Source organism: Humitalea sp. 24SJ18S-53 (assembly GCF_050632385.1).
Classification (GTDB): Bacteria; Pseudomonadota; Alphaproteobacteria; order Acetobacterales; family Acetobacteraceae; genus Humitalea.
On sequence record NZ_CP192599.1, the window covers coordinates 447202 to 471528 of the forward strand.

21 protein-coding genes and 1 tRNA gene are annotated in these 24327 nt (G+C 69.3%); 9 read left to right on the top strand and 13 right to left on the bottom strand.

Annotated elements, in window-relative coordinates; translation table 11 throughout:
* Position 1: 1 nt before the first annotated feature.
* The 4 genes from ACQW02_RS02110 to ACQW02_RS02125 all read left to right on the top strand — a co-directional run bounded on the left by ACQW02_RS02110 (position 2) and on the right by ACQW02_RS02125 (position 7517).
* Positions 2-4468 (top strand): hypothetical protein, encoded by a 4467-nt coding sequence (locus ACQW02_RS02110; protein ID WP_431283629.1) that lies wholly within the window; start codon positions 2-4, stop codon positions 4466-4468.
* A gap of 3 nt (positions 4469-4471) precedes the next feature.
* The gene (locus ACQW02_RS02115; protein WP_431283630.1) at positions 4472-5761 is read left to right on the top strand and encodes a hypothetical protein; all 1290 of its coding nucleotides are present in this window, start codon (positions 4472-4474) and stop codon (positions 5759-5761) included.
* A 107-nt stretch (positions 5762-5868) separates the two neighbouring features.
* Positions 5869-6102: a hypothetical protein gene (locus tag ACQW02_RS02120; protein ID WP_431283631.1), complete on the top strand. Its 234-nt coding sequence runs from the start codon at positions 5869-5871 to the stop codon at positions 6100-6102.
* Between the two features lie 173 nt (positions 6103-6275).
* Positions 6276-7517 carry a peptidoglycan DD-metalloendopeptidase family protein gene (locus ACQW02_RS02125; RefSeq protein ID WP_431283632.1) on the top strand — a complete coding sequence of 414 codons (1242 nt, stop codon included), beginning with the start codon at positions 6276-6278 and terminating at the stop codon, positions 7515-7517.
* A gap of 180 nt (positions 7518-7697) precedes the next feature.
* Here the strand turns inward: ACQW02_RS02125 and ACQW02_RS02130 are convergent, their stop codons facing one another.
* The 4 genes from ACQW02_RS02130 to ACQW02_RS02145 all read right to left on the bottom strand — a co-directional run bounded on the left by ACQW02_RS02130 (position 7698) and on the right by ACQW02_RS02145 (position 8681).
* Positions 7698-7985 carry a hypothetical protein gene (locus ACQW02_RS02130; protein ID WP_431283633.1) on the bottom strand — a complete coding sequence of 96 codons (288 nt, stop codon included), beginning with the start codon at positions 7983-7985 and terminating at the stop codon, positions 7698-7700.
* A gap of 143 nt (positions 7986-8128) precedes the next feature.
* Positions 8129-8204 (bottom strand) — tRNA-Glu (locus ACQW02_RS02135).
* Between the two features lie 19 nt (positions 8205-8223).
* Positions 8224-8403 carry a DUF2256 domain-containing protein gene (locus ACQW02_RS02140; RefSeq protein WP_431283634.1) on the bottom strand — a complete coding sequence of 60 codons (180 nt, stop codon included), beginning with the start codon at positions 8401-8403 and terminating at the stop codon, positions 8224-8226.
* A gap of 2 nt (positions 8404-8405) precedes the next feature.
* Positions 8406-8681, bottom strand: a complete 276-nt coding sequence (locus tag ACQW02_RS02145) for a DUF6476 family protein (protein WP_431283635.1) — start codon at positions 8679-8681, stop codon at positions 8406-8408.
* A 49-nt stretch (positions 8682-8730) separates the two neighbouring features.
* Here ACQW02_RS02145 and ACQW02_RS02150 point away from each other — a divergent pair, with 49 nt between their 5' ends.
* The 3 genes from ACQW02_RS02150 (at position 8731) to ACQW02_RS02160 (ending at position 11504) form a co-directional block, all read left to right on the top strand.
* Positions 8731-9663, top strand: coding sequence for an RluA family pseudouridine synthase (locus ACQW02_RS02150; RefSeq protein WP_431283636.1), 933 nt, complete (start codon positions 8731-8733; stop codon positions 9661-9663).
* Positions 9664-10031: 368 nt separating this feature from the next.
* Positions 10032-10913 (top strand): RNA polymerase sigma factor RpoH, encoded by an 882-nt coding sequence (rpoH, locus tag ACQW02_RS02155; protein WP_431283637.1) that lies wholly within the window; start codon positions 10032-10034, stop codon positions 10911-10913.
* 93 nt (positions 10914-11006) lie between these two features.
* Positions 11007-11504: a VOC family protein gene (locus tag ACQW02_RS02160; protein ID WP_431283638.1), complete on the top strand. Its 498-nt coding sequence runs from the start codon at positions 11007-11009 to the stop codon at positions 11502-11504.
* Here ACQW02_RS02160 and ACQW02_RS02165 read toward each other — a convergent pair.
* The 4 genes from ACQW02_RS02165 to ACQW02_RS02180 all read right to left on the bottom strand — a co-directional run bounded on the left by ACQW02_RS02165 (position 11491) and on the right by ACQW02_RS02180 (position 16238).
* Positions 11491-12465, bottom strand: a complete 975-nt coding sequence (locus ACQW02_RS02165) for a 2OG-Fe(II) oxygenase (RefSeq protein ID WP_431283639.1) — start codon at positions 12463-12465, stop codon at positions 11491-11493. The two genes, ACQW02_RS02160 and ACQW02_RS02165, sit on opposite strands and share 14 nt — an antisense overlap.
* Before the next feature lie 42 nt (positions 12466-12507).
* Entirely contained in the window at positions 12508-14937 is a 2430-nt protein-coding gene (locus ACQW02_RS02170) for an ABC transporter substrate-binding protein (protein WP_431283640.1), read from the bottom strand.
* Between the two features lie 116 nt (positions 14938-15053).
* Positions 15054-15581 (bottom strand): GNAT family N-acetyltransferase, encoded by a 528-nt coding sequence (locus ACQW02_RS02175; RefSeq protein WP_431283641.1) that lies wholly within the window; start codon positions 15579-15581, stop codon positions 15054-15056.
* A gap of 81 nt (positions 15582-15662) precedes the next feature.
* Positions 15663-16238, bottom strand: a complete 576-nt coding sequence (locus tag ACQW02_RS02180) for a transposase (protein WP_431283642.1) — start codon at positions 16236-16238, stop codon at positions 15663-15665.
* Between the two features lie 160 nt (positions 16239-16398).
* Between ACQW02_RS02180 and ACQW02_RS02185 the strand changes: the two genes are divergently transcribed.
* Both ACQW02_RS02185 and ACQW02_RS02190 read left to right on the top strand, forming a co-directional pair.
* On the top strand, positions 16399-18264 hold the full coding sequence (locus tag ACQW02_RS02185) for a S8 family serine peptidase (protein ID WP_431283643.1): 1866 nt from the start codon (positions 16399-16401) through the stop codon (positions 18262-18264).
* A complete protein-coding gene (locus ACQW02_RS02190; RefSeq protein WP_431283644.1) occupies positions 18251-19156 on the top strand; it encodes a glycosyltransferase family 2 protein in 906 nt (301 codons plus the stop codon). Before ACQW02_RS02185 ends, ACQW02_RS02190 begins: the two co-directional genes overlap by 14 nt.
* Before the next feature lie 34 nt (positions 19157-19190).
* Here ACQW02_RS02190 and ACQW02_RS02195 read toward each other — a convergent pair whose 3' ends face one another.
* The 5 genes from ACQW02_RS02195 to ACQW02_RS02215 are packed head-to-tail and all read right to left on the bottom strand — an operon-like array spanning position 19191 to position 23864.
* Positions 19191-20516: an LLM class flavin-dependent oxidoreductase gene (locus tag ACQW02_RS02195; protein WP_431283645.1), complete on the bottom strand. Its 1326-nt coding sequence runs from the start codon at positions 20514-20516 to the stop codon at positions 19191-19193.
* The gene (locus ACQW02_RS02200; RefSeq protein ID WP_431283646.1) at positions 20509-21309 is read right to left on the bottom strand and encodes a MetQ/NlpA family ABC transporter substrate-binding protein; all 801 of its coding nucleotides are present in this window, start codon (positions 21307-21309) and stop codon (positions 20509-20511) included. The genes ACQW02_RS02195 and ACQW02_RS02200 overlap by 8 nt, the downstream gene beginning before the upstream one ends.
* A 14-nt stretch (positions 21310-21323) precedes the next feature.
* Positions 21324-22148: a MetQ/NlpA family ABC transporter substrate-binding protein gene (locus ACQW02_RS02205; protein WP_431283647.1), complete on the bottom strand. Its 825-nt coding sequence runs from the start codon at positions 22146-22148 to the stop codon at positions 21324-21326.
* A 13-nt stretch (positions 22149-22161) separates the two neighbouring features.
* Positions 22162-22824, bottom strand: coding sequence for a methionine ABC transporter permease (locus ACQW02_RS02210; protein WP_431283648.1), 663 nt, complete (start codon positions 22822-22824; stop codon positions 22162-22164).
* Positions 22821-23864, bottom strand: coding sequence for a methionine ABC transporter ATP-binding protein (locus ACQW02_RS02215; protein WP_431283649.1), 1044 nt, complete (start codon positions 23862-23864; stop codon positions 22821-22823). The genes ACQW02_RS02210 and ACQW02_RS02215 overlap by 4 nt, the downstream gene beginning before the upstream one ends.
* Positions 23865-24327: the final 463 nt, after the last annotated feature.

Here is a 24327-nt window from a genome sequence, read left to right on the forward strand (position 1 = left end):
CATGACGCTGCGCCCCACCGTCACCCGCGCCACCATCGACCTCACGCGCCTGGCCGATCGCCCGGTCCTGGAGCCGATCCGCCCCGTGCCGCTGCCCGAGGCGCAGCCGCTCGCCTTGCTGCCGCTGCGGCTGGAATATCGCCTGGTGGCGACCGGCCGCGGCCTTCAGGTGATCGACCGCGCGGTTCTGGCCGGCGCCGCGACGCGACGGATGGCGACGGCTCGTCCGGCCCAACCCTTGGCTGCCGGCAGCACCACGACCGGCCGCGTCATCAGCCGCGCCGACCTCGCCACCGCGCCGATCCGCGACATCCTTGTGCCGGCGGGCACCGAGGAACTTTGGGTGCGCTGGTATCCGGACGAGAATTTCGCCGCCACCGGCGTCCAGCCGCCCACCGCGACCGAGATCGCGGCACTGGCCACGCTGGATGCCGCCCTCGGCGGGGCACCATGGTGGCGGGCGAATGAAACCCCCGCCGCGGCGACCGCCTGGCAGTCCTTTGTCGAGGTGGTGGGCGCGGTCCGCGCCGTGCATCTCAAGCGCGGCACGGCCGGCCCCGTGCCGGACCCCGCGACCCGGATCGGCCGCATCGCGGGATTGCCGGCGGAGGTCCATCTCTTCGCCATGACCGGCGGTGCGCTGCGGCTGCTGGGCACCGGCAAGCCCATCCCGGCGAATGGCGCGACACCCTCCGCCGTGCGCTACACGCCGGATGCGTTGAAGCAGCCGGAGGGATGGCTGGTGAATTTCGCCCGCGCCGTCGATCTCGGCATGGGCGTCAAGATCACCGACAAGGCTTCGGTCGATGCCGCCAAGGCGGCGGAATGGGTGATCGCGGTCGGCCTGTCCGGCAGCGCGGGGCCTGCGGAAATCGCCGACCTGCTGACCGACCGCATCGCCACGGGCGGCTTCGCGGTGCTCAAGCAGGATACGCAGACCAACGCGACCTCCGGCGGCACCACCGGCTATACCCGCGCGCAGACCGCACCGCTCGACTACCTCGTCGCCGCGACGGAGGATGAGCACGGGCTGCACGACACGCCAAAACTCACCGCCGCCGAATTGCTGGCAGAAGCGCTCGGCATCGACCAGGCGATCCTGCGCCGGGCCGAGGGCGCCGCCGACCAGGCGCATGAAGACGCCCGCGCCATGCTGCGCGTGGTCGGTCCGATCCTGCTCGACGGGTTGCTGGACGGCCAGACCTTCTCCTTCAACTGGCGCTTTCCCGGTGCCGGCACGGAGGTGGACGAGAACAGCTTCATCGACACGCTCGCCAGCGTGATCTCGGGGCGCGGCGTGCTGCCGCCCCTGCGCGTCGGCCACACCGCCTATGGCCTGCTGCCGATGACGAAGGTCAACGACCTCAACATCGACGGCGAGACCGAGCTGACCGCCGAGGAACGCCAGGTCTTCGACACGCTGGCCATGGTCGCGAAGCAGGCGCGCGCCTTCCTGCCGGCGCATGCGCGCGCCGTGGTGCCGGTGCTGGCGCCCGACGACCCCGCCGCATCCGACAAGCTGGCGGAGATCCTGAAGACCAATCCCGTCTCCAAGCGGCTGGAGGTCGTGGATGATGATGCGCCCAGCGATCGCGCCAGGGGCATCGGCTGCCCCTATGTGCAGGCCGGCAATCCGGCGGCGGGGCAGGGTGCCGCGGACTACCTCTTCGCCCTGGCGCGGACGTCGATCGCAGCCCTGCCCGATCCCGACGAGACCGATGCAACCTGGCCGCTGCTCTACCGCCTCGCCCGCCTGTCGCTGACCCGCAACCTGACGGATCTGGTCCGGCTTGAAACCGCCATGCCGCGCGGCACGCTGAATGTCATGCGGCTCAGCATGACGCCGACCGCCACCGTCTCCGCGTCGAGTGTGCTGATGACCACGTTGGAATCGCGCTCGCTGACCGCGCTCGCGACCGACCAGATCGCGTCGGTCTCGTCCATCGGCATCCTGAAGCTGCGCCGTGCCTCCGCCGCCTTCGCCGCGGCCTTGGATCACCTGCGCGGCGTGGCCCTGCGCCCGGGCGGCATCGCGCAACTCGAGATGCTGCTGTTCGAGACGATCGACCTGTTCCAGCACCGGCTGGATGCTGTCGGCGTCGGCCTGGCCTATGCGCGGCTCGCCCGCGCGCGGCGCCGGGGGCGGGCAGGGCTGTCCATCGGCTACTACGGCATGCTCACGGGGCTGCGCCCGGCCGCGACGAAACCGGCGGGCGATGGCTATATCCAGGCACCGTCGCAGGGCCAGGCGCTGACCGCGGCGGTGCTGCGCTCCGCCTATCGGCGCCATCGCGCGGAGGGCGCCTTCGCCATCAATCTCAGCGGCCCGCGCATCCGTCGCGCGCTGCGGCTGACCGACCTGCTGTCCAAGGGGCACAGCCTGGGTGAGGGTCTGGGCATGCTCGGCGAGCGCTGGCTGCATGAACAGCACCAGGATGCGCTGATCTTCCCGCTGCGCGGCGAGTTCCGCATCCCCGACGAAAGCGGCGAGGCAACCGCCGGCCGCCGCGTCTTCGATGGCCAGGCCTTCGCCGCCTCATCCGCAGCCGAGACCGGCGCCCGCGCGGCCCTGCGCAACATGCTGCGGGAGGAGTTGGACACCGTGGCCGACCTGGTGATGGCGGAGGCCGCGCATCTGCGCGCCCAGGGCCTGGCCCCCGCGGCCAATGCCTGGCTGCAGGTGCTGTCGGGCGGGCCGATCCCGGGCATGCCCAGCTTCATCCGCACGCAGCGCTCCGGCCATGGTTCGACGCATCGCCTCGCCATGGCGATCCCGCTGGTCGATCCCTTCGGCACCCTGCGCGAATGCGTCGAGCCAGGGCTGGCACAGCTCGCCAGGACCCTGCTGCCGAAATTCGACGCCGCGGCACTGGTGCTGCGCCCGGCGCGACCGGCGGGCGGCACCGTGACGGATGCGGTCCGCCTTGAACTGGCGCGCGACCTGCGCATGACACCGATCGACCTGGTCGTGGGCGGCCTGCCGGAGGTCCAGAAACGCGCGCGTGCCCTGCTGATCGAAACCTTGCTTGCCGATCCCGCGGCGCTGCCCGGGCTGACCGCGGCGGCGACGCCGGAAGCCTTCGTGGCCGGCGAGGCCAGTTTCACCGCCGACCTGACGGTCGGACCCGCCCCGGTGGACGACCTGGCGGCGACGGCCGAACGGCTGCGCCGTGTCATCGCACGCGGCCGGCCGCTGGAAGCGACGGACCTGAATGCCGCCGCCCCCGGCACCGCCGGCCTGCTGGACGAAGCCGGTGAGGTCGCCGCCCTGGAATTCGGCATCGCCGCGCTGAAGCAACGCGCCGGTGCCGCGCTCACCGTGCTGGCCGCACTTGTCCAGCCGGTGCCGAGCCTGCTGACCGCCTACCTTGCCGATACACTCGAATTCGCACGGCTACAGGCCGCGGCAAGCACCGCCGCCGCCATCGACACGCAACGCGCCCGCGCGGAGACGCGCCGCCGCGCCCTGGGCACCGCGCTGCGCGCCCTCGCCGTATCCGGTCAAGCCGATGCCCTGGAACCGTTGGTGCTGGAGGAGGATGCCGAATCCGGCACCGAGACCAGGCAACGCGTCGAGGCGCTGCTGGCCACGCTGGAGACCCGGCGCGCGGCACTGGCCGCCGCCGCAGCCGTGGCCAGCGCCGGGCGCACCACGGCCAGCGCGGCGCGCGGCGATCTGACGGCCCTTGTCACGGCACTACAGGGCGTCGCTGGCGGCGCGGCCCTGCCTGTCCTGCCGCCGCTGCCGCGGGACCGCCCGGCGCTGCTGCCCGCGCTCGGCACGGCGAAACTGCCGGCCACGGCGCTGGCGGAATGGGCCGCGGTGCGGGAACGCATCGCCGATGGCGTGCAACTGGCGGCGGCGTGGAAGCAGGCGCGGCTGCTGCCGGTAACGCCGGAGGCAACGGCCGAGGATCCGGCCACCACCCCCGATCCGCAGAGCGAGGCGGTCTCACCACGAAGCTGGCACTTTGGGCAGTTCATCGGTGAGGCCGCCTTCCTGGCCGGGACCGCCCCGATCGCCGGCAGCGTGATGGACGAATGGGCGGAACAGCGCCCTTCCTCCGTGCAGTCGGCGGCGATCGCCGTGAACTACGATGCGCCGCAGAGCGAGCCGCCCAGCGCCATCCTGCTCGCCGTGCCGCCAAACCCGTCGCTGCGGCAATGGACCCCGCTTGGCGCCGCCGAGATGGTGGGCGAAGCCATCACCTGGATGCAGGTGCGCGCGGTGTCCGGCGAAATGCGCGCAGCCTCCTGGACCATGCTGCCGGGCGCCAATCGCGTGCCGCTGAAAAGCGGCGATCCCGCCAAGCGGCGCATTCCGCCCGTCCAGCTCAGGCTGGTCTTCACCGACATCCTGCAAACGCGCGGTGACTTCGCCATCTCCGCAGCCCTTGGCCAGGCGCGGGCCGGCACGGCGGCCGCCGGCATCGTCGAACGCGGTTTTGGCTCGCAGCTCAAGGAGTAGCGCATGCCCGAGACACAGCAACTCCTCGCCACCGACAGCAGCGTGAATCTGACCGAGGCCCTGGGCGCGCGGGTCAAGGACCCGCTGTGGTTCCTGGCGCGCCAATGGCAGACGGGCGAGTTCGAGGCGGAGAACGGCGGCAAGCCGGTCGCCATGCGCTACGACAGCCGCATCGATCCGTTCCGGGAGGTGGTGGTGGGCGGCACCAGCCTGCCGTTGACCGGCGCCGAACCGCTGGAGGCGCTGGTCGAGGCGGAACGCCCCGACCATTCGGCACCCGCCTGGAACAGCACCGAACTCGACTACGGCTTTGGCCTCAGCAGCGCGGAGCGGCGCTTCGTCGCGACGGAATACGGCGGGCGCGCGCTGGACTGGTACCATTTCGACCAGGCGAAGCAGCAGACCGTCACCGGGCTGGACCAACCGACCGTCGAGATGGTGCCGAACGGCATGGGCTTTCGCGGCGCCCCCTATCCGCGCTGGTGGCGTTTCGAGGATGGCGACGAAGCCTTCGATTCCGCCGCCGATGTCGAGCCGAACGTGCTGTCCATGCTGCTGCCGGAATTCTTCTACGTGGACATCAACAACTGGTACTTGATCCCGGCGCCGATGCCCGCTGGCAGCCTGCGCCAGATCACCAGGCTGGTGGTGGAAGACAGCTTTGGCGTGGTCACGGAACTCGCGGCCGCCGCCGATGCGGACTGGCAGGTGTTCAGCGTCGCCGCGACGGATGGGGCGGCGTTGGGCGGGCCCCCCGTGCTGATGGCGCCGAATGTCGCGATCGACATTGTCGAGAATGACGTGCTGGAAGATGTGCGCTTCGTGCGCGACGAGGGTGCGAACCTCGTCTGGGCCTTTGAACAACTCTACCACACGGCCGACGGCGCGCGGGTGACGAATGCCGATGGCGTGCCGCGCGGTGCGCCCACCGCGCGGTCGCCGGGGACGGAGGGGGAGTTCCGGCTCTTCTCCGACACATTGCCGGCCTGGATTCCCTACGTGCCGCGGCAGATCGACGCGCGGGGCGGGCTGGGGCGGGAGGTGCGGCTGCGTCGCGGCCGCACGGTGGAGACGGCTTCGGCGGCCAACCCGCAATTCAATTCCGTGCTGGTCGGCGAGACGAAGTTCCTGAATGAGGAGGAGGTGCCGAAGACCGGGCTGCGCGTGCGCCGCACGGCACGCTACGCCCGCGGCAGTGACGGCAAGCCGTGGTTCTGGGTTGGCCGGGCGCGCGAAGCCGGGCGCGGCAGCGGCACGCCGGGGCTGCGGTTCGATTATCTGGACCGGGGCTGAACCGCCCCGGTTCAAGGCCGTGTCCCTGCAACTCTGGGATCAGGGCGGGCGTTGCACCAGCGCCGGAACACCCTTGGGTGCGGCGTCCTCCAGGTGGAGATACCAGCATGACAAGCGATCATGAGTCCAAGAAGGCAGCCGACGCCTCGCCCCCGAAACAGGCGTCCAAGAAACACCATCCCGACGGCGATCCGGCGCCCGTTGCCGTGGCGGGCCCGGAAAGCCAGCGGCGAGAACAGCCCCAGGCAGCCGGCACCGATGACCCGGGCGCAGAGGCGAGCGAAGATCCGGCGCCGGTCGCCGTGGCGGGGCCTGAGGCGCGGGAGCGAGCGAAGGAATAGCAGGCTGGCCAGCCGGGACGGGCGCGGGACAACGCGCCCCGCATGGGCACCGGATGCGACGCTGGGCTGGGGTGCCGGGTTCAGGCCGGCGCCGCCTGAACGCGCGGCTTCACCGCCGGCGGAAAGGCGATAGCGAGGTGCTGGCCCGGGTTGACCGCTCAGCGGCGACCTGATTGACCATCCCCTTCATTGGTGGGGTCATCAGGACGATGCAGCTTAGGGCCTTAGCGAAGGTGGCGTCGGCGGTGCTTGGCTTGCTCGCTTGCGACGCGCTCGGTGTCCCGCCGGTCAGTGTCGCGAGCGCATCGACGACCGAGCGCGTCCTCGTCGTGCGACCAGGAGACACGCTGGGGGCGCTGCTCACCGGTGCCGGAATCGACCGCTCCGAGGTGCATGACCTGGTCGGCGCGATCACGCCGGTCTTTTCGCCCAGGTCTCTGCGCCCCGGCCAGGAGGTCTCGATCCAACTCGATTCGTCGCGTGACGACGTGCTCATCGAGCTTGAGATCGAGCCCGCGCCTGGTCGCACGATCCGCGCTCGTCGCCGCGATGATCGCTGGCGTGTGGAGGACATCCTCGAGCCCCAGCAGCGCATGCTTGCAATGGCCACGGGCTCGATCGAAAGCGGTCTTTATCCCGCCGTGACCGCTGCCGGCCTTCCGCCCGGCCTCGCCTTGGCCCTGGTCAGGGTGCTGGGCCACCAGATCGATTTCCAGCGCGACATCCAGCCGGGGGACCGTTTCTCCGTCCTGTTCGAGCGGTTTCGCGGCAGCGACGGCGATGTTCTCGGCCATGGCCGCGTGTTGCAAGTGGAACTCGTACTCTCGGACCGACGCATCGCCTTCTGGCGTCATGAGACAAGGAACGGCACGACGGAGTGGTTCGATGCCGACGGCGAGAGCCTGCGCCGCTCCCTCCTTCGCACGCCACTCGACGGTGCACGGATTTCATCGGGCTTCGGCCTTCGCAACCATCCGGTGCTGGGCTTCACGCGGCTGCATCGTGGCACAGACTTCGCGGCGCCGAGCGGCACGCCGGTGTATGCGGCCGGGGACGGAACGGTCATATCCGCCCGTATGGATGGCGGGTACGGCCGCCTGGCGCGGTTGCGACATGCCGGGGGAGTTGAGACGCGGTACGCGCATCTCTCAAGCTTCGCCCGTGGCATCGCGCCAGGACGACGGGTGCGACAGGGTGACGTGATCGGCAGGGTCGGCTCCTCCGGCCTCTCGACCGGGCCCCATCTCCACTACGAGGTGGTGATGGCCGGACGGCCAGTGGACCCGGCGAGGCAGACGACCCGGTCGGTCCAGCTTTCCGGCCGTGAACTCGCCGCATACCAGGCCGGTCGGCGGACGCTCGCGCAGTATGCGTCGAGCATCGGACCACGAACTGAGGTTGCTATGGCGGATTAGCCATCAGCATCAGCCGCGTCGCCCAGTCCTGGAAGGGACGGACGTCCGCAAATCAGATGTTGAGCCTCAGCCGGCGCCTGCATTTGGCTGCTACGGGTGAAATTCTCCCGGTTTACGAAAAGAGACCTACCCAAACGGCTAATGGCCCTATCCGGCCAGACTTTAGGCACCCCCTCGGTGCTAGCGGCTGCGTCGCCAGATGGCTTTGGCTTCGGTGATGGCGGGCTCCTGCGGGATCATCCCGGGAAGCCCCCCGCGTTCGACCTCCAGTCGCTGCGCCAGGAGGCAGATGGTGCCGCCGTGGTTCTGAGGGTCCTTCAGCGTGAGGTTCATCGCTGGATCGAGCCTGACCGAGGTGCGACACCAATCGAGCGGATCAAAGGGCGCTGGTGCCGTCCACCACATGTGCGCAGCGCCGATGATCGCGAAAAGCATGACGATGACCCCGACGGCCCTGATCCCACGCATGGCGATGGTCTCCTGCTGAACTCGCTACGCTGGCCATCAAAGGCTTTGCCGCAAACCGCCGGCATTCGCCTCGGTTCGCGAACGGATATTAGACAGAATATTAGACAGACCTCCTGACGATCAGCCTAGTGGCTTGAAATCGTTGGCGTCCCCAAGGGGATTCGAACCCCTGTTACCGCCGTGAGAGGGCGGTGTCCTAGGCCTCTAGACGATGGGGACGTGTCGAGGGAGGCGCCTGTTACCGCTTGCCGCCGCCGGGATCAAGCCCACCCTTCGCCGCGGCATACCGCCCCGTGCGGCAGGCGTCGGAACAGAACCTGACCTCGGCCCAGTCCCGCGCCCATTTCCGGCGCCATGCAAAGGGCCGGGCGCAGGCCGCACAAATTTTTTGCGGCAGGTTCGGCTTGTCATGCGCCATGGCTACTCGCCCAGCCGCACCTCGCCGGCGATGGTCCCGCGGCGCGGATCGACCAGCAGCACCCGGTCGCCATCGGCCCGCCGGACCCAGATCGCGATCCGGCCCTCGGCCGCGGCCACGCCGCCGATGCTGCTCCCGGCGGGCTGGCGCAACGCCACCGCCGCTTGCATCGGGTCCGCCCCGCCCCCGGCGCGCTGGACGACCAGCACAACCAGCGTCACGGTGGCTGCGACGATCAGCACCCCCATCACGGTCACCAGCACTTTGAGCGCGCCCACGTTCCCTCCAGAAATTCATACCCTGCCCGCGACCCCCGACCACGCCGGGATGCGCCTCGACCGCTTCTTGGCCGACGGGATAGGCGGGCTGTCGCGCTCCCGCGTCAAGGCGCTGATCGAGGCAGGGAACGCCACCCGCGACGGCCACCCCCTGCGCGAACCGGCCGAGGCCATCCGCCCCGGCGCGACCTACGCCCTGACCGTGCCCCCGCCTGTCCCAGCGACGCCACAGGCCCAGGACATCCCGCTGACGATCCTGTTCGAGGACACCTATCTTATCGTCCTCGACAAGCCCGCCGGCCTGGTCGTCCACCCGGCCCCGGGCAACCTCGACGGCACGCTGGTCAACGCCCTGTTGTCCCACGCCGGCGACGACCTGACCGGCATCGGCGGTGAGGCCCGGCCCGGCATCGTCCATCGCCTGGACAAGGACACCTCCGGCGTCATGGTCGTGGCGAAGTCCGAGGTCGCGCACCGCCGCCTGTCCGAAGCCTTTGCCAACCGCGACCTGGACCGGGACTACCTGGCCCTGGTCTGGGGCCTGCCCAACCCCGCGAGTGGTGAGATCGAGGCCGCGATCGGCCGCCACGCCACCGACCGCAAGCGCATGGCCGTGGTCGGCCCCGGCGGCGCCAGGGCGGGCAAGACGGCCCTGACGCGCTATGCCACCGAACGGGCTTGGGGCAGCGCCTGCGCCCTGCTGCGCTGCCGCCTGGCGACCGGCCGAACCCACCAGATCCGCGTCCATCTCAGCCACCAGGGCCACCCGCTGGTCGGCGACCCGGTCTATCTGCGCCGCACACCCGCCGCCGCCCGCGGCCTGGCTGCGACGGCGCGGGAGGCGCTTCTGGCCTTCCCCCGCCAGGCGCTGCACGCGGCCAGCCTGGGCTTCAAGCACCCGATCACCGGTCAAACCCTGTCCTTCACCACGCCGGTGCCGCCGGATATGCAAGTGTTGCTGGATACCCTGGACGCTGGTTAAGAAATTTCCCGTGGGCGTCGTCGACCTTCTTGTTTCGGTCGGCGTGCCGTGCCAAATCCCGGGAGATCTTAACGATCGCCCAGGGCCCGCGCCCGGGCCCCCGCAACAGACGGTTACAGTCTGAGTCCCTGCCGTTACGCAGGGATTGCTTGCGTGTTGATCCTACATCTGTGTAATCTTTGCCCCTAGGCGAAGCTCTGGTGCCGCTCAAGGCGCCGCGATCCGAAAAATTTCTGCCCCGTCGTGACCGGGGCGCGGACCGCGCGTTAGGGCCAGAGATCGCCCGATGCCCAAACCCGGGCATCGACCACCGACCAGATCGGGCGCCGCCGTCACGGGGTGGCCCGCTGGCCCAGGAGGATCGGTTCATGGCGGCTCTCGCCCTGCCTATCGCGCCGGAAGGCAACCTCTCCCGCTACCTGCAGGAGATTCGTAAGTTCCCGATGCTGACACCGGAGGAGGAACTCTCCCTGGCCAAGCGCTGGCGGGATAATGAGGATCACCCGGCGGCACACAAGCTCGTCACCTCGCATCTGCGTCTCGTGGCCAAGATCGCCATGGGCTACCGCGGCTACGGCCTGCCGGTCGGGGAGCTGATCTCCGAAGGCAACGTCGGCATGATGCAGGCGGTCAAGCGCTTCGACCCCGACCGCGGCTTCCGCCTGGCGACCTACGCCATGTGGTGGATCCGCGCCGCGATCCAGGAATACATCCTGCACTCCTGGTCGCTGGTGAAGATGGGGACGACGGCGGCCCAAAAGAAGCTGTTCTTCAACCTGCGCCGGCTGAAAGGCCAGATGGCGGCGCTGGAGGAAGGCGACCTGCAGCCCGAACAGGTGGCCAAGATCGCCCACACGCTCCAGGTGCCGGAGCAGGACGTCATCTCGATGAACCGGCGCCTCGCCAGTTCCGACAACAGCCTGAATGCCCCGCTGCGCGCCGATGGCGATGGCGAGTGGCAGGACTGGTTGGTGGATGACAGCGACAGCGTCGAGACCGAGCTGGCCGAGCGCGAGGACATGGGCAATCGGCGCGACCTGCTGAACGGCGCGCTGAAGACCCTGAACGAGCGTGAGCGCCACATCCTGATCGAACGCCGCCTGAAGGATGAGCCGACGACGCTGGAGGAACTCTCCCAGCAGTACAACATCAGCCGCGAGCGGGTGCGCCAGATCGAAGTGCGCGCGTTTGAAAAGCTGCAGAAGAGCATGAAGCAGCAGGTCGTGGAGCGCAGGCTCTCGGTCGGCTGACCTCATTGCCCCGCGCAATGACGGTGATGCGATGATCCGATTGGCGAAGGTGGCGCCCCGGCGCCATCTTCGGGGCGTCCAAGGAGCCCCGCCATGTCCACCCTGCCTGCCGCTTTCCGTATCGGCCATGTCCATCTGAAGGTCGCCGACCTCGACCGCGCGCTGGGGTTCTGGCGCGACGTGATCGGGCTTGAGGTGACCCAGCGCATGGGCTCGCGGGCGGCCTTCCTCGCCGCCGGTGACTACCATCACCACATCGCACTCAACACCTGGGAAAGCCTGGGTGGCAGCCCGCCGCCGGATGACGCGACGGGGCTGTATCACGTCGCCCTGCTCTATCCCGACCGCGCCAGCCTGGGGGCCGCGCTGGTCCGCGTCGTGCAGGCCGGCGTCCCGATCGAGGGCGCGGCCGATCACGGCGTCAGCGAGGCCGTCTACCTGCGCGACCCCGATGGCAATGGCGTCGAACTCTACCGCGACCGGGCCGAGGCCGATTGGCCCCGCGATGCGACCGGCGGGCTGGCGATGCGCAACGCCCGGCTGGACCTGCAGGCCCTGCTGGCCGAGGCGACGCCCGTCACCGCATCCTGATGCCCGCATCCCCCCGCGCGGCGGCCTCGGCCATGAGTTTCTGTTCGGCCGCCGCCCCTTCCTGGTCGGTGAAGAAGGTGAAGATCGCCAGGCGCCGCCCCGCGGTGACTGGCATCGCCTCATGCAGCAGGTCACAGCAGAAGATGGCGCAGCCGCCGGCTTCGGGTTCGTAGTCATCTGTCCCGAATTCCGGGAAGCGCAGGGTGCCACCCTGATACGCGCCGGTGTTCAGGTTCAGACTCATGGCAAAGCGCCGCTGCGCCGTATAGGGCGTGCGGTTGTCGCGATGGGCGCCGAAGGCCCCGGCATCGGAGGCGTCGTAGCACCCGATCCGCGGCGCCTCGAACCGCGCCGCGCGGAAGCGGAAGGCGCGCCACATCTCGGCCAGCACGCGGCGTTCGATCCGCTGCTGCACACGGGCGTAGAGTGCCCGGTCGTCCAGCATCACATCCGTCCGCCGCTTGATATTCGCCGCGGCGGTCGCCCCACCGGCGGCGGAGGCGACCCGGTCGCGCGATTTTTCCCCCGCCTCCCAATGCGCGATCAGGTCGGCGACCAGGGCCCGGTCCAGCACGCCGGGGATCAGCAGCACCGGCGCCGGGGCGCGGGTCGGGGTGATGCTGGCCAGGGCGGCGGCCAGGTCGGTCCCGGCAAACCCCAGCTTGCCACGGGGTGTCAGGGTGATGACGCCGCCCTCGGGCAGGCCGAAGGCGGCGAAGAGGCGGCGCTCCGGGTCGAACAACCGCACCGGGCCAGGCAGGTCGCGCTGCCCGTCCGGCGGGACGGGGTGGATGCTGAAGAGCGTGACCCCCTCCGGCCCCAGCACGGGGTTCGCGTCGGGCCGCAGCAGCAGCACCCGGTGCTGCCCCGCGATGGACTGGTGCGCCAGGTCCACCATCTGCCCGGAGGCATCCGGCAGGCTGATGGGCGGCAGGTGGTCGCCGGGAATGAAGGGGGTCATGCCCCCATGATTCCACCGCCCGGCGCCGCCTCATAGGCCCCCCTACAGCATCCGGTCGGCGACGGGGGGCAGGTAGGCGTCGGTATAGACCTCGTCCACGCTCGGCTTGCGGGCGAGGTTGAAGGTCGAGACGATGCCGTCGATCTGGCGCTGCATGCGCGGTGCCTCGACGTAGGACAGGCCGCGGGCCTTGACTTGGTCGTTGACCATCATCTCGTCGAAGGTCACCTGCTGGCGTTCGGTTTCCAGCGGCACGTTGGTCAGGGTTTCCCGCTGCGCCAGATACTGGATTGCCTGGGCGGGGTTCTTGTAGGTCCAGACGCTGGCCTTGATCAGGGCGCCGACGGCGGCGCGGATCGCCTCCGGCCGCTCCCGCAACACCTGCCGCGTGGTCAGCAGGCCCGAGCCGTAGAAATCCATGCCGTAGTTCTTGTAGCGGAAGATCCGCTGGGCCGGCCAATCCATGCCAAGGCCCTTGAGCGACAGGCCTGTCGAGGTGATGAAGCCCGTGATGCCATCGGCCCGGCGCTGCACCAGCATCGGCTCGCGCAATTCCGGCGAGACGCTGTTCCACGACACCTTGCTGGCATCGAAGCCGGCGTAGTTGGCGAAGACAGGAAAAATCTGGCGGCCACCGTCGAATTCCGGGGCGGCCAGGGTCTTGCCCTCCAGCATCTTCGCGTCGGTGATCGGGCCGTCGGCGCGGACCGTCGCGCAGGCTGGGGACTGGTCGTAGATGATGGCGACGCAGACCAGGTTGCGGTCGGGGTTCTCGGCCATGAAGCGGATGGCGGGCGTCATGTCGCCGATGCCGATGTCATAGGTGCCGGCGGCGATATCGACCGGCACGCGGCCCGAGCCAAAGCCGCGGCTGGTCACGATATCCACGCCCGCATCGCGGAAGATGCCGTTGCGTTCGCCGGCGGCGGCAAAGGCGTAGGAGCCGTGGAAGATCCAGTCCAGGCTGAAGCGCACGCGCTGCAACTGCGCGTGGCCGATGCGGGGGGCGGCGAGCAGGGCGGCGCCCGCCCCCAGGGCTGCACGTCGGGTCAGGATCATGGTGGTGTCTCCCTTGGTGGTCATGGAATGGCGGGCTGGTAGGACGGCATTTTGCCGGGGTTCAGCAGGCCGTGCGGATCGACCAGCGCCTTGAAGCCCAGCTGGTCGCCGGGCGCGCTTGTGGCGGCTGCCGTCCTCCACCGTCGCGACATGGGGGTTGGCGACGGGGATGCCGGCGGCTTCATGGGCGGCGATGATCTCGGCCAGCCGCGCCCGGGCGGCGGAATCATCGGCCGGCAGGCGGAGGAGATGCGCGCCATTCGCGGCGGGCTGGCCTTCGTAGCGGATGAATTCCAGGTGCAGCGGCATCTCGTGCCCGCCATGGGCGTGCCAGGACCAGGTGGCGGCTTCGATGATGCGGCCGGGGGGATGCAGGGTTTGCAGGTAGGTCACGTCGCGATCGACCTTGCGGGCGTGCAGCGTGGTGTGGCCCCAGGTGCCTTCGTAGACCGGCACCGCATCGGGATCGGCTTCGCGGCCACGACTATCGGCGAAGAGGGTGATGCGGCCGCCGTGGGTGGTCGCCAGCGAACGGAGCGCCGCTTCGTCGGCGGCATCGACCATGGCCAGGATCAGGTGGTCGCCGGGGGGTGCTGCGTCCTCGCCAAAAACCGGGGGCAGGCCGATGGCGGCGGTGTTCTCCAGCAGGCTGACCAGCTTGGCCGGGATCGGGCCGGTGGCGAGCGCATGGGCTGCCTCCAGCGCGGCGGGGAAGTGCTGGAAGGCGATGATGGCGTCGCGCCAGGGGCGGGTGGGGGTGAGGGGGATCTCCACCTCCACCACGATGCCGGTGCTGCCATAGGTGCGGTTCACGAGGTTGCAGTCCTGCCCGCGCAATTCCAGCACGCGGGGGGTCGCTTCCACGGTGATGACGCGGGCGCCCTGCATGTTGCCGGGTTCGCGCAACCCGCCCCAGAGGTTGCTGCCGATGCCGCCCGATCCGCCGCAGAAATACCCGCCGATAGTGGCCATGCGCTTGGTCGAGGGATGCATCCGCATCTCCCGCCCGCCCGCGAGCGCCGCATCCTCGACCGCCATCATCCGGGCGCCGGCCTGGGCACGGGCGCCGCGTTCGTCGGCCCAGAGCACGCGGTCCAGCCCCGTCATGTCCAGCAGCACGCCGCCCTGTTCGGGCACGCCCTGGCCATAGGTGCCGGTGCCGGCGCCGCGCACCGTGATGGGGATGCGCAGGCGGGCGCAGGCGGCGGCGATGGTGATCACATCGGCTTCGTCCCGCGGGCGGGCGATGATGTCGGCGGACTTGTGACGAAAAACCCGGTTCAGGATCGGGCTGAACCAGAAGAAGTCCCGCGATTTTTGCCGCACCAGCGCCTGGTCCCTTTCGAAAGGGACCTGGGGGCAGGCGGCCAGCAGGGCGGCGATGTCGTGGCGGGTGTGGTGGGCGTCGGGCATCGCGGCTGACTCTGCCCTGGGTCGGGGGGCGGGCAAGCCGAATCCTTGGGCAATCGCGACCCGCCGCGCGGGGCTTGCCGCGACCTTCGGCAGGTGCCGCCCAAGGTGGTGGCAGATCAGTCCGCGGGCGGGGTCTCGGCGCCCGGCCCCAAGGCCCGGGTCATCAGCACGCTGTCCACCCAGCGCCCATGCTTCCAGCCGATGGCGGGCAGCAGCCCGGCATGGGCGAACCCCGCGCGGGCATGCAGGGCGATCGAGGCCGCATTCCCCGAATCCCCGATCACCGCGACCATCAAGCGAAAATCCTGGGCCGTGCAGCGGGTGATCAGGGCCGAGAGCAAGGCCCGCCCGACCCCGCCCCGCCCCGCGCCGGGGGCGACGTAGACGCTGTTCTCCACCGTGAAACGATAGGCCGGGCGGGTGCGATAGGCGCTGGCATAGGCATAGCCCAGCACCGTGCCGGCCCCCGCCACCGCGACCATGTGCGGATAGCCGCCGGCCAGAACGGCATCGCGGCGGGCGGCCATCTCTGCCTCCTCCGGCGGCGCCAGTTCGAAACTGGCCAGCCCATGGGTGACCCAATGGGCGTAGATCGCGGCGATCTCGGGGATGTCCTGGGGCAGGCTGTCGCGGATGAAAAGCATCGGCGCAACCTGTCGAGGGCGGGGGCGCGCGACAAGCCCCGGCCACGCGCACCAGGGCCTCGCGCACCAGGGCCAGGCGCATCAGGGCCAGGCCAGCCGCACGCTGCGGGGTATGGACCGTTTGCCGGCGAGGGTGCGGAGCAGCTTGCGGAGGAGCCGGATGACGGTGATGTCGCGGCGCTCAATCGCAGGCCAGCAGTGGCGCATCACTCTTTCGGACAAATCGGGATCGGGCAGCAGCCAGGGCGGGCCGTTCAGCGCCGAACGCATCCCGAGGCGGCGGATCAGGACGAGGAATTGCAGCCCCAGGATGCGATGGGCGCGGCGGCAGGCGCGGAAGATGAAGGTTTGGATCGCCCGCAGGGGATGGGTTTCATCCAGGGGGACGAGGGCCTTGAGCAGGGCCTGCCACAGCCCGCCATGGGTCAGGCGCCGGAAATAGCGGGCGATGGTGTCGGGCTTGCCGAAGCGGTCCGGCACGTCCCGCCAGGGGGCCTGGGCGCAGGCGACGTGAAAGATCGCGTCGATGCGGCTTCGCAGGTCGCCGACCTGGCGGCCGGCGGGGGAGCGATGCGCAAGGAAGGGATAGAGCGCCTGCCATTCGGCATCGGACAGCGGGGACCAGGGGCGGGGTGGGGGTTGGTGGAATATGTTCATGGAATGTTCCATATCACAGTCCACCAGGAGGTGGGGTAAAAAATCCTAACAACCGAGCGTTGAAAGAACTGGTTTTGCCGACCCGCCTGCTGCACACTTCAGCAACAGAAATGAAAGTCTCGACCCTTGTAAAAAATCAACAAAAGCCAGGGAGGGTGCCATGATCCGCAAACGCGGCAGTCGCGAGGAAACCACCGTCAATGTAACGGATGGGACGTGGCAGGGTGCCAAGGTTCGGTTTCGGTCGAACCGGATCATCGTCAAGTTGAAAGCGGCGGAGGGCGACAGCGTCCAGGCGCTGGAATCCAGCATGGCGTCGATCCAGGCGATGGTTCCCGGCAGCCGGATGCTGCGCGCGCCATCCAGAACCGGGCGATTTGTGCTGATCCTGGGCGAAGCGGAGAATATCCCGGAATTGGCATTGCAATTGTCGCGCCGCGACGACATCGAATACGCCGAACCGGATGTCATCGATACCATCCAGGTCATCCCCAGTGACACCCGTTACGATGAACAATGGGGCTACCCAAAAATCAATTCGCACACGGCCTGGGACCTGCAGACCGGCGACCCGGCCCGGGTGCTGATCGGCATCATCGACAGCGGCATCTCGATGTCGGTGGGGGGCGCGCTGAACCATCCGGACCTGAACGCGCCCGGGCGCTTCATCATGGGGACCGATTTCGTCGATGGCGGCACGCCGCGCGACCTGAATGCCCATGGCACGCATGTCGCGGGCATCGCCGCGGCGGAAAGCAACAACGCGACCGGCGTCGCCGGCATGAACTGGGGCTGCAACGTCTATGTGTGCCGCACGCTGGATGCCAATGGCAGCGGCACCTCCTCCAACTTCGCCGATGCGATGGAGGAGATCACCGATTACGCGGTGGCGCAGAACCTCAAGGTCGTCATCAACTACAGCGGCGGCGGCGGCGACAACCAGACCAAGCGCGACGCCTGCCAATACGCCAGCGACCACGGCATGCTGCTCTGCGCCGCCGTGGGCAATGACAATGGCGGGCCGGTGATCTTCCCGGCGGCCTATTCCACCACGATCACCGGGGTGGTCGGGGTCGGATCGACCACCGACAGCGATGCTGTGTCGGGCTTTTCCAACCACGGGCCGGAAGTGACCGTGGTGGCGCCGGGCAGCGGCATCCTGTCGACCACGCCGACCTATAGCGTCGATCCGTCGATCAGCCTGAATTACGACGTGTTCGACGGAACCTCGATGGCGACGCCCTTCGTGACCGGGCTGGCGGCGCTGATGTGGAGCCGGCATCCGGCGTTTTCCAACACCAAGATCAAGGATTGCCTGAAAAGTTCGGCCAAGAAGCTGGGGGCGGGCAGTTTCAACAATGCCTGGGGGCATGGCCGCATCGATGCGGAGAAGGCGCTGCGCTGCGGCGACTTCGTCTTCACGTTCTTCACCTCGCTGACGCGGTTCACGCGGTTCACGCCGTTCACCCTGTTCACGCGCTTCACGTCGCTGACGCGGTTCACCTCGATCACGCGGTTCACGCCCTTCACGGCGCTGACGCGCTTCACCACGCTGACGCGGTTCACGCCCTTCACTTCGATCACGCGGTTCACGCGGCTGACGCCGTTCACCGCCTTCACCCGCTTCCCGCCGGTGTCGCGCTTCGACCCGGGCGACCCGCGGCTGGGCGGGCTGGTGCCGGAGGTGGGGCCCGTGCGGTCCTTCGTGCGCTTCGGCGGCACGGTGTTCGACCCGGCCGAATTGCAGGTCGAGCGGTTCGGGGCCTTGGCCGCCGCGATGCCGGAACTGGCGCGCGCCGGGCTGACCCGGATCGACGAGGTCGCGACCACCGCACCGGAGGCCTTGGCCAAGGCGCTGGGCTGGGAGCTTGACCTGGCCGGGTCGGCGGTGGCCATCGCGCAGGCGCTGATGCGCGAGGTGGCCATGGGAAGCGCCACGGAGGACGAGGACGGGGGCGAGATGGGCGAGGTGGTCCTGGGCTTCATCGAGACCGAGGAGGATGGCGAGTCCGATGCCGAGCGGTGAGGCAGGGCGGCCCAACCTGTTCACTGTGGTCATCCCCACGCTGAACGAGGGCGCGTTGCTGCACATGACGGTCGACAGCATCCGCGACCGGACACGCGGCCCGGACTATGAGGTGGTCATCGTGGATGATGGCTCCACCGACGGCAGTACCGAGAGGTATCGCGGCGGCGATGCGCGGATCCGCGTGGTGGATGGCGGCGGGCTTGGGGTCGCCCGGGCGCGCAACCTGGGGGCGGCGCGGGCGCTGGGCGAGTGGGTCGTGTTCCTGGATGCGCATTGCGAGGTGTCGGAGACCTGGCTGGACCGCATGGCCCTGGCCCTGGCCGACCCGCAGGTGGCGCTGGTGGGGCCGTGCTTCACCAGGCTGCGGGAGGCCGCGCCGCGGGGGTGCGGGGTCGCCTGGGTCGATCATGCGCTGGAGACGAACTGGTATGAGCCGCTGGACGTGGCGGATGCCTATGACGTGCCGCTGACCATCGGCGCGTGCCAGGCGTTCCGCACGGCGACCTTCCACGCGATCGGGCGGTATGAGGAGGGGTTCACCAGTTGGGGCAGCGAGGACCTGGAGATCTGCCTGCGGGCCTGGCTACTGGGCTATCGCGTGCAAGGCGACCCGGTGGCGACCGTGGCGCATTACTTCCGCGAGACGCGGAACTACGAGGTCGATGAGCACGTCGTGACCTGCAACGTGCTGCGGATGCTGTTCCTGCATTTCTCGGCGCCGCGCATCCGGCGGGTGCTGCGGGCCGTGGGCGGGGTGATGGGGCTGGACCGGGCGCTGGACGCGGTCTGCGGCAGCGACGTGTTCCAGGTGCGGGCGGCGTTGGAAGCGGTGCGGCAGCGCGACGACGATTGGTATTGCCGGGCGTTTGCGCCGGGGCTGATGCGTTGAGAGGGGCTTTGCCCTCTCAACGGCGCAACCGCAACTATGCAAAGAAGCGGTTGGGCGGGCGCTTCAGGCCCAGGTGGTCGCGCAGGGTCGTGCCCGTGTAGTCGGTGCGAAACAGATCGCGCCGCTGCAATTCCGGCACCACCATCGTCACGAAGTCGTCGAGTCCCCCGGGGACGTAGGGGAACATGATGTTGAACCCGTCGCAGGCGTGCCCATCCAGCCAGGTTTCCATCTCATCGGCGATGGTCGCCGGCGTGCCGACCATCGCGTTGCCGCCATAGCCGCCGAGCCGCTGCGCCAATTGCCGCACCGTCAGGTTGTCGCGCTTTGCCATCGCGATGGCGCGGGCGCGGCCCGACTTGCCGCCCTCGGTCTCGGGAATCTCGGGCAGGGGACCGTCCGGGTCGAACTGCCGGGCATCGACGCCGAGGGCGACGGTGAGCGAGCCCATCGCGCTGTCCTCATGCACCAGGCTGTCCAGCAGGGCGCGCTTGGCGCGGGCCTCGTCGAGGGTTTCCCCGACCACGACCAGGCAGCCGGGCATGATCTTGATGCCGTCCGGATCGCGCCCGGCACGGGCGGCGCGGCGCTTCACATCGGCGTAGAAGGCCTGGGCATCGGCGATGGGGCCGCCGGCGGCGAAGACGACCTCGGCGGTTTCGGCGGCGATCTGGCGCCCGGCGTCGGAGGCGCCGGCCTGCACGATCACCGGCCAACCCTGCACCGGCCGCGCCACGTTCAGCGGCCCGCGCACCTTCAGTTCCGGGCCTTCGTGGTTCAGCACATGCATCCGCGACGGGTCCCAGAACACGCCACTGTCGACGTCGCGGATGAAGGCGTCGTCGGCAAAGCTGTCCCACAGCCCCGTGACCACGTCATGGAACTCGCGCGCGCGCTTGTAGCGCTCGCCATGCGCCATGTGTTCGTCATGGCCAAAATTCAGCGCGGCGTCGGGGTTGGCCGTGGTCACCAGGTTCCACCCGGCGCGGCCGTTCGAGATATGGTCGAGCGAGGCGAATTTCCGCGCCACATGGTAGGGGTCGTTGTAGGTGGTCGATGCGGTGGCGATCAGCCCGATCCGTTCGGTCACCGCGGCCAGCGCGGGCAGCAGGGTCAGCGGATCGAAGCTGGTCACCGTATGGCTGCGGCGCAGCGATTCCACCGGCATGTTCAGCAGTGCCAGGTGGTCGGCCATGAAGAAGGCGTCGAACTTGCCGCGCTCCAGCGTCTGGATCAGGCGCACGAGTTTGGGGAAGTTGAAATTCGCGTCCGGCCAGGCGCCGGGATAGCGCCAGCCGCCGGTGTGGATCACCACCGGCCGCATGAAGGCCCCCAGGTGCAGTTGGCGGCGGTCAGGCACCGGGGATTACCGCGCCGCCGAAGGTGGTCTCGACGAAGGCGCGGACCTCCGGGTGGGCGTAGCCTTGCGCGAGGCGGGTTGCCCAGGGCTGATCCTTGTCGGCCCGGCGCACGACGACGAGCACGGTATAGACGCTCTGCTCCGTCTCCCGCGCCAGTGCGTCGCGCAGCGGGTTCAGGCCGGCGGGCACGGCAAAATTGCCGGTGATGGCGGCGGCGTCCACGTCATCCAACGCGCGCACGATGGCGGCGGCTTCCAATTCGATGATGCGCAGGCGCTTGGGATTTTCGACGATGTCGGCGACGGTCGCGCGGTGATCCGCACCCGGGCGCAGCTTGAAGGCGCCGGCTTCGGCCAGCAGCAGCAGCGCGCGGCCGCCATTGGTGGGGTCGTTCGGGATGGCGATGCGCCCGCCATTCGGCAGCGCGTCGATGCTGCGGACCTTGCGCGAGAAAATCCCCATCAGGGTCAGCACGGTCTTGCCGACCGGCACGAAGTCATAGCCGCGCTGGGCGCGCTGCGCCTCAAGGAAGGGCAGGTGCTGGTAGGCGTTGGCATCCAGGTCACCAGCGGCAAGTGCCGCATTCGGCTGGATGAAATCGCCGAATTCGATGCCGCGGGTGATGAAGCCGTCGCGCGCCAGGACTTCGCGCACCTTCTCGAAGGTCTGGGCATGCACGCCCTGGGTGACGCCGACGCGCAGCGGCCGGGCGGCGGTGCCGATGGCGGGGGCCTGGGCTTGCGCGGCGAAGGGCAGCAGCGCCGGGAGGGTCAGGATGGAACGACGGAACATGGAAGGCATCTCCTTCAAAAAGCCGGGACCACGGCGCCCTGGAAGGTCGCCTGGACGAAATCCTTGACCTCCTGCGTCTGGTAGGCGGCGACCAGGCGGCGGACCCAGGCGGCCTCGCGATCCTGCTGGCGCACGGCGATCAGGTTGGCATAGGGGCTGTCGGCGCTTTCCAGCGCGATCGAATCCCGCACCGGGTTCAGCCCGGCGGGGATGGCGAAGTTGGTGTTGATGCTGGCGGCCTCGACCTCGTCCAGCACGCGGGGCAGTTGGGCTGCTTCCAATTCGACGATGCGGAAGCGCCTCGGGTTTTCCGCGATGTCGGCGACGGTGGCGCGGAAGTCATTGCCGCCGCGCAAGGTGAAGGCGCCGCTGCGCGCCAGCAGCACCAGCGCGCGGCCGCCATTGGTCGGGTCGTTCGGAATCGCGATGCGCCCGCCCGCGGGCAGGTCGGCCACGCTGCGATGGCGGCGGGAATAGACGCCGATCGGGAAGATCAGTGTCTTGCCGGCCGCGACCAGCGGCAGGCGGCGGTCCGCGACCTGCTGGTCGAGGAAGGGCTGGTGCTGGTAGCTGTTGGCGTCGAGGTCACCGGCCGCCAGCGCCGCGTTCGGCTGGATGTAGTCCTGGAATTCGACGATGCGGATGGCGAGGCCCTGTCCTGGTCCCTCCGGCCGCGCGGCGATCTCGCGCACCTTTTCCATCACCTGCGCATGCGGGCCGGCGGTGACGCCGATCCGCAGCGGGCGCTGGCCGCTGCCGATATCTTGGGCCTGGACCTGGGCCTGGGCCGCGAAGGGCAGGATGGCGCCGGCGGCCAACAAGGAACGACGAGCGATCATGGTAAAGACTCCTTCAGCGATGAGAGACACGGCGGACCAGCCAATCCCCGAAGGATTGCAGGCCCTGCACGAAGACGATCAGGATGATGACGACGGTGGCCATCACCTCCGGCATGAAGCGCTGGTAGCCGAAGCGGATACCCAGGTCGCCGAGCCCGCCGCCGCCGACAGCGCCCGCCATGGCGGAAAACCCGACCAGTGAAACCAGCGAGACCGTGGTCGCGGCGATCAGCGCGGGCAGCGCTTCCGGCACCAGCACCTTTGTCACGATCTGAAGTCGGGACGCGCCCATGGCGCGCGCGGCCTCGATCACGCCGCGGTCCACTTCGCGTAGCGCATTCTCGAACAGGCGCGCCAGGAAGGCGGTGGCGGCCAGTGCCAGCGGCACGATGGCGGCGCCCGTGCCGATGGAGGTGCCGGCGACCAGCCGCGTGAAGGGCACGATCGCCACCATCAGGATGATGAAGGGCGTGGAGCGCGTGGCATTGACCACAAGGCCCAGCGGCCGGTTCACCAGCGGCTGCGGGCTCAGCCCCCCGTTCCCGGTGACATGCAGCAGCAGCGCCAGCGGCAGGCCGAAGGCCACGGCGATGGCGGCGCTGGCGCCGACCATCAGCACGGTGTCCCACAGCGCCTCGATCAACAGGTCCTGCAAGCTCGGGGTCAGCCAGGTCATGCGTCCAGCTCCGTCACGGTCAGGCCGAGGCCACGCATCCAGTCAAAGGCCGCCTCCAGCGCGGGCGCCGGGCCATAGGCCGCCAGCGTCATGATGCCAAAGGGCTCGCCCGCGATCTCATCCACCCGTCCGGAGACGATGTTGAGGTCGAGGCCGAAGTCGCGGCTTGCCTCGCTGACCACCGGGCGGCTGGCATGCGGGCCGGTGAAGACCACCTGGGCGAGGCGGCGGGCGCTGCCGGGGCGCGGGGCGGGCAGGCGGGCCAGGCTGCCGGCGGGCACGCCCAGGCCGATCACCTCGGCCACGAAACTGCGGGTCGTGGGGTGTTCGGGGCGGGTGAAGACGTCGAAGACGCGGCCCTGTTCGATGATGCGCCCGGCCTCCATCACCGCGACGCGGTCGCAGATCGCCTTCACCACCGCCATTTCATGCGTGATCAGCAACACCGTCAGGTCCAGCCGGTCGCGCAGGTCGCGGATCAGCGCCAGGATGTCGCGCGTGGTCTCGGGGTCGAGCGCGCTGGTCGCCTCGTCGCAGAGCAGGATCGGCGGGCCTGACGCCAGGGCGCGGGCGATGCCGACGCGCTGCTGCTGCCCGCCCGACAGTTGCGCGGGGTAGGCGTCGCGCTTGGCTTCCAGCCCGACCAGGGGCAGGAGTTCCGCCACGCGCGCCCGGCGCTGGTCGCGCGGCATGCCGGCGATTTCCAGCGGGAAGGCAATGTTCTCGGCGACGGTGCGGCGGCTGTGCAGGTTGAAGTGCTGGAACACCATGCCCATTCCGCGCCGCGCCGCGCGCAGCCCGGCATCGTCCAGCGCCAGCATGTCCTGGCCCAGGACCTCGACCCGCCCGGCATCGGGGCGTTCCAGCAGGTTCACCGTGCGGATCAGCGTGGACTTGCCGGCGCCGGACCGGCCGACGATGCCAAAGACCTCACCGGCGCGCAGGGTGAGGGAGGCGCCATCCAGCGCCAGGGTGCCGCCCGCGGTGAAGCGCCGGGTGATGTCGGTCAGCGCGATGGCGACCGGACGTTCTTCGGTCATGCCTGTTCGATCCTGGTATCGGCACGCGGTGCCGCCCGCGGATCGGCGGGGTGGGGTGTGGATCGGGGCATGTGCTGGTCCATGGGCGATGGGGGCGCCGTGTCCGCGGGCGGGTGCGGCGAGATCGCCTTGGTCGCGCAGAGCTAGGCATGGTGGCGGTGTTCGTCAACCGATATAACGAATGAAAATCGTGCATAATGCGCTGGGGATGGGGCGTCCTGCCGGCCAGGGCTGTGGCGTGGTGGACGCAGCCATGCCGGTTCACCTTGTTTCCGGGCTGCTGCGGCGGGGGTGGTGGGCAGATTTAATAACAAATTTTTTTAGTGTTTTATTTAATTAACATAAAAACCTGCGTGCATCGGCCCCGACAGGCCGCACGGCAACAGTTGCCGTCGCGGCACCCAACCCCAAAGCCGCCCGGGCAGCAACCCTGGCCGTCCCTGCGGCGTTGCCGCAGCACATG

Bases quoted from the DNA above. Each gene is read 5' to 3' on its own strand.
- ACQW02_RS02110 (WP_431283629.1), top strand. From the start codon at position 2: ATGACGCTGCGCCCCACCGTCACCCGCGCCACCATCGACCTCACGCGC.
- ACQW02_RS02115 (WP_431283630.1), top strand. From the start codon at position 4,472: ATGCCCGAGACACAGCAACTCCTCGCCACCGACAGCAGCGTGAATCTG.
- ACQW02_RS02120 (WP_431283631.1), top strand. From the start codon at position 5,869: ATGACAAGCGATCATGAGTCCAAGAAGGCAGCCGACGCCTCGCCCCCG.
- ACQW02_RS02130 (WP_431283633.1), bottom strand. From the start codon at position 7,985: ATGCGTGGGATCAGGGCCGTCGGGGTCATCGTCATGCTTTTCGCGATC.
- ACQW02_RS02140 (WP_431283634.1), bottom strand. From the start codon at position 8,403: ATGGCGCATGACAAGCCGAACCTGCCGCAAAAAATTTGTGCGGCCTGC.
- ACQW02_RS02150 (WP_431283636.1), top strand. From the start codon at position 8,731: ATGCGCCTCGACCGCTTCTTGGCCGACGGGATAGGCGGGCTGTCGCGC.
- rpoH (WP_431283637.1), top strand. From the start codon at position 10,032: ATGGCGGCTCTCGCCCTGCCTATCGCGCCGGAAGGCAACCTCTCCCGC.
- ACQW02_RS02160 (WP_431283638.1), top strand. From the start codon at position 11,007: ATGTCCACCCTGCCTGCCGCTTTCCGTATCGGCCATGTCCATCTGAAG.
- ACQW02_RS02165 (WP_431283639.1), bottom strand. From the start codon at position 12,465: ATGACCCCCTTCATTCCCGGCGACCACCTGCCGCCCATCAGCCTGCCG.
- ACQW02_RS02170 (WP_431283640.1), bottom strand. From the start codon at position 14,937: ATGCCCGACGCCCACCACACCCGCCACGACATCGCCGCCCTGCTGGCC.
- ACQW02_RS02175 (WP_431283641.1), bottom strand. From the start codon at position 15,581: ATGCTTTTCATCCGCGACAGCCTGCCCCAGGACATCCCCGAGATCGCC.
- ACQW02_RS02180 (WP_431283642.1), bottom strand. From the start codon at position 16,238: ATGAACATATTCCACCAACCCCCACCCCGCCCCTGGTCCCCGCTGTCC.
- ACQW02_RS02185 (WP_431283643.1), top strand. From the start codon at position 16,399: ATGATCCGCAAACGCGGCAGTCGCGAGGAAACCACCGTCAATGTAACG.
- ACQW02_RS02190 (WP_431283644.1), top strand. From the start codon at position 18,251: ATGCCGAGCGGTGAGGCAGGGCGGCCCAACCTGTTCACTGTGGTCATC.
- ACQW02_RS02200 (WP_431283646.1), bottom strand. From the start codon at position 21,309: ATGTTCCGTCGTTCCATCCTGACCCTCCCGGCGCTGCTGCCCTTCGCC.
- ACQW02_RS02205 (WP_431283647.1), bottom strand. From the start codon at position 22,148: ATGATCGCTCGTCGTTCCTTGTTGGCCGCCGGCGCCATCCTGCCCTTC.
- ACQW02_RS02210 (WP_431283648.1), bottom strand. From the start codon at position 22,824: ATGACCTGGCTGACCCCGAGCTTGCAGGACCTGTTGATCGAGGCGCTG.
- ACQW02_RS02215 (WP_431283649.1), bottom strand. From the start codon at position 23,864: ATGACCGAAGAACGTCCGGTCGCCATCGCGCTGACCGACATCACCCGG.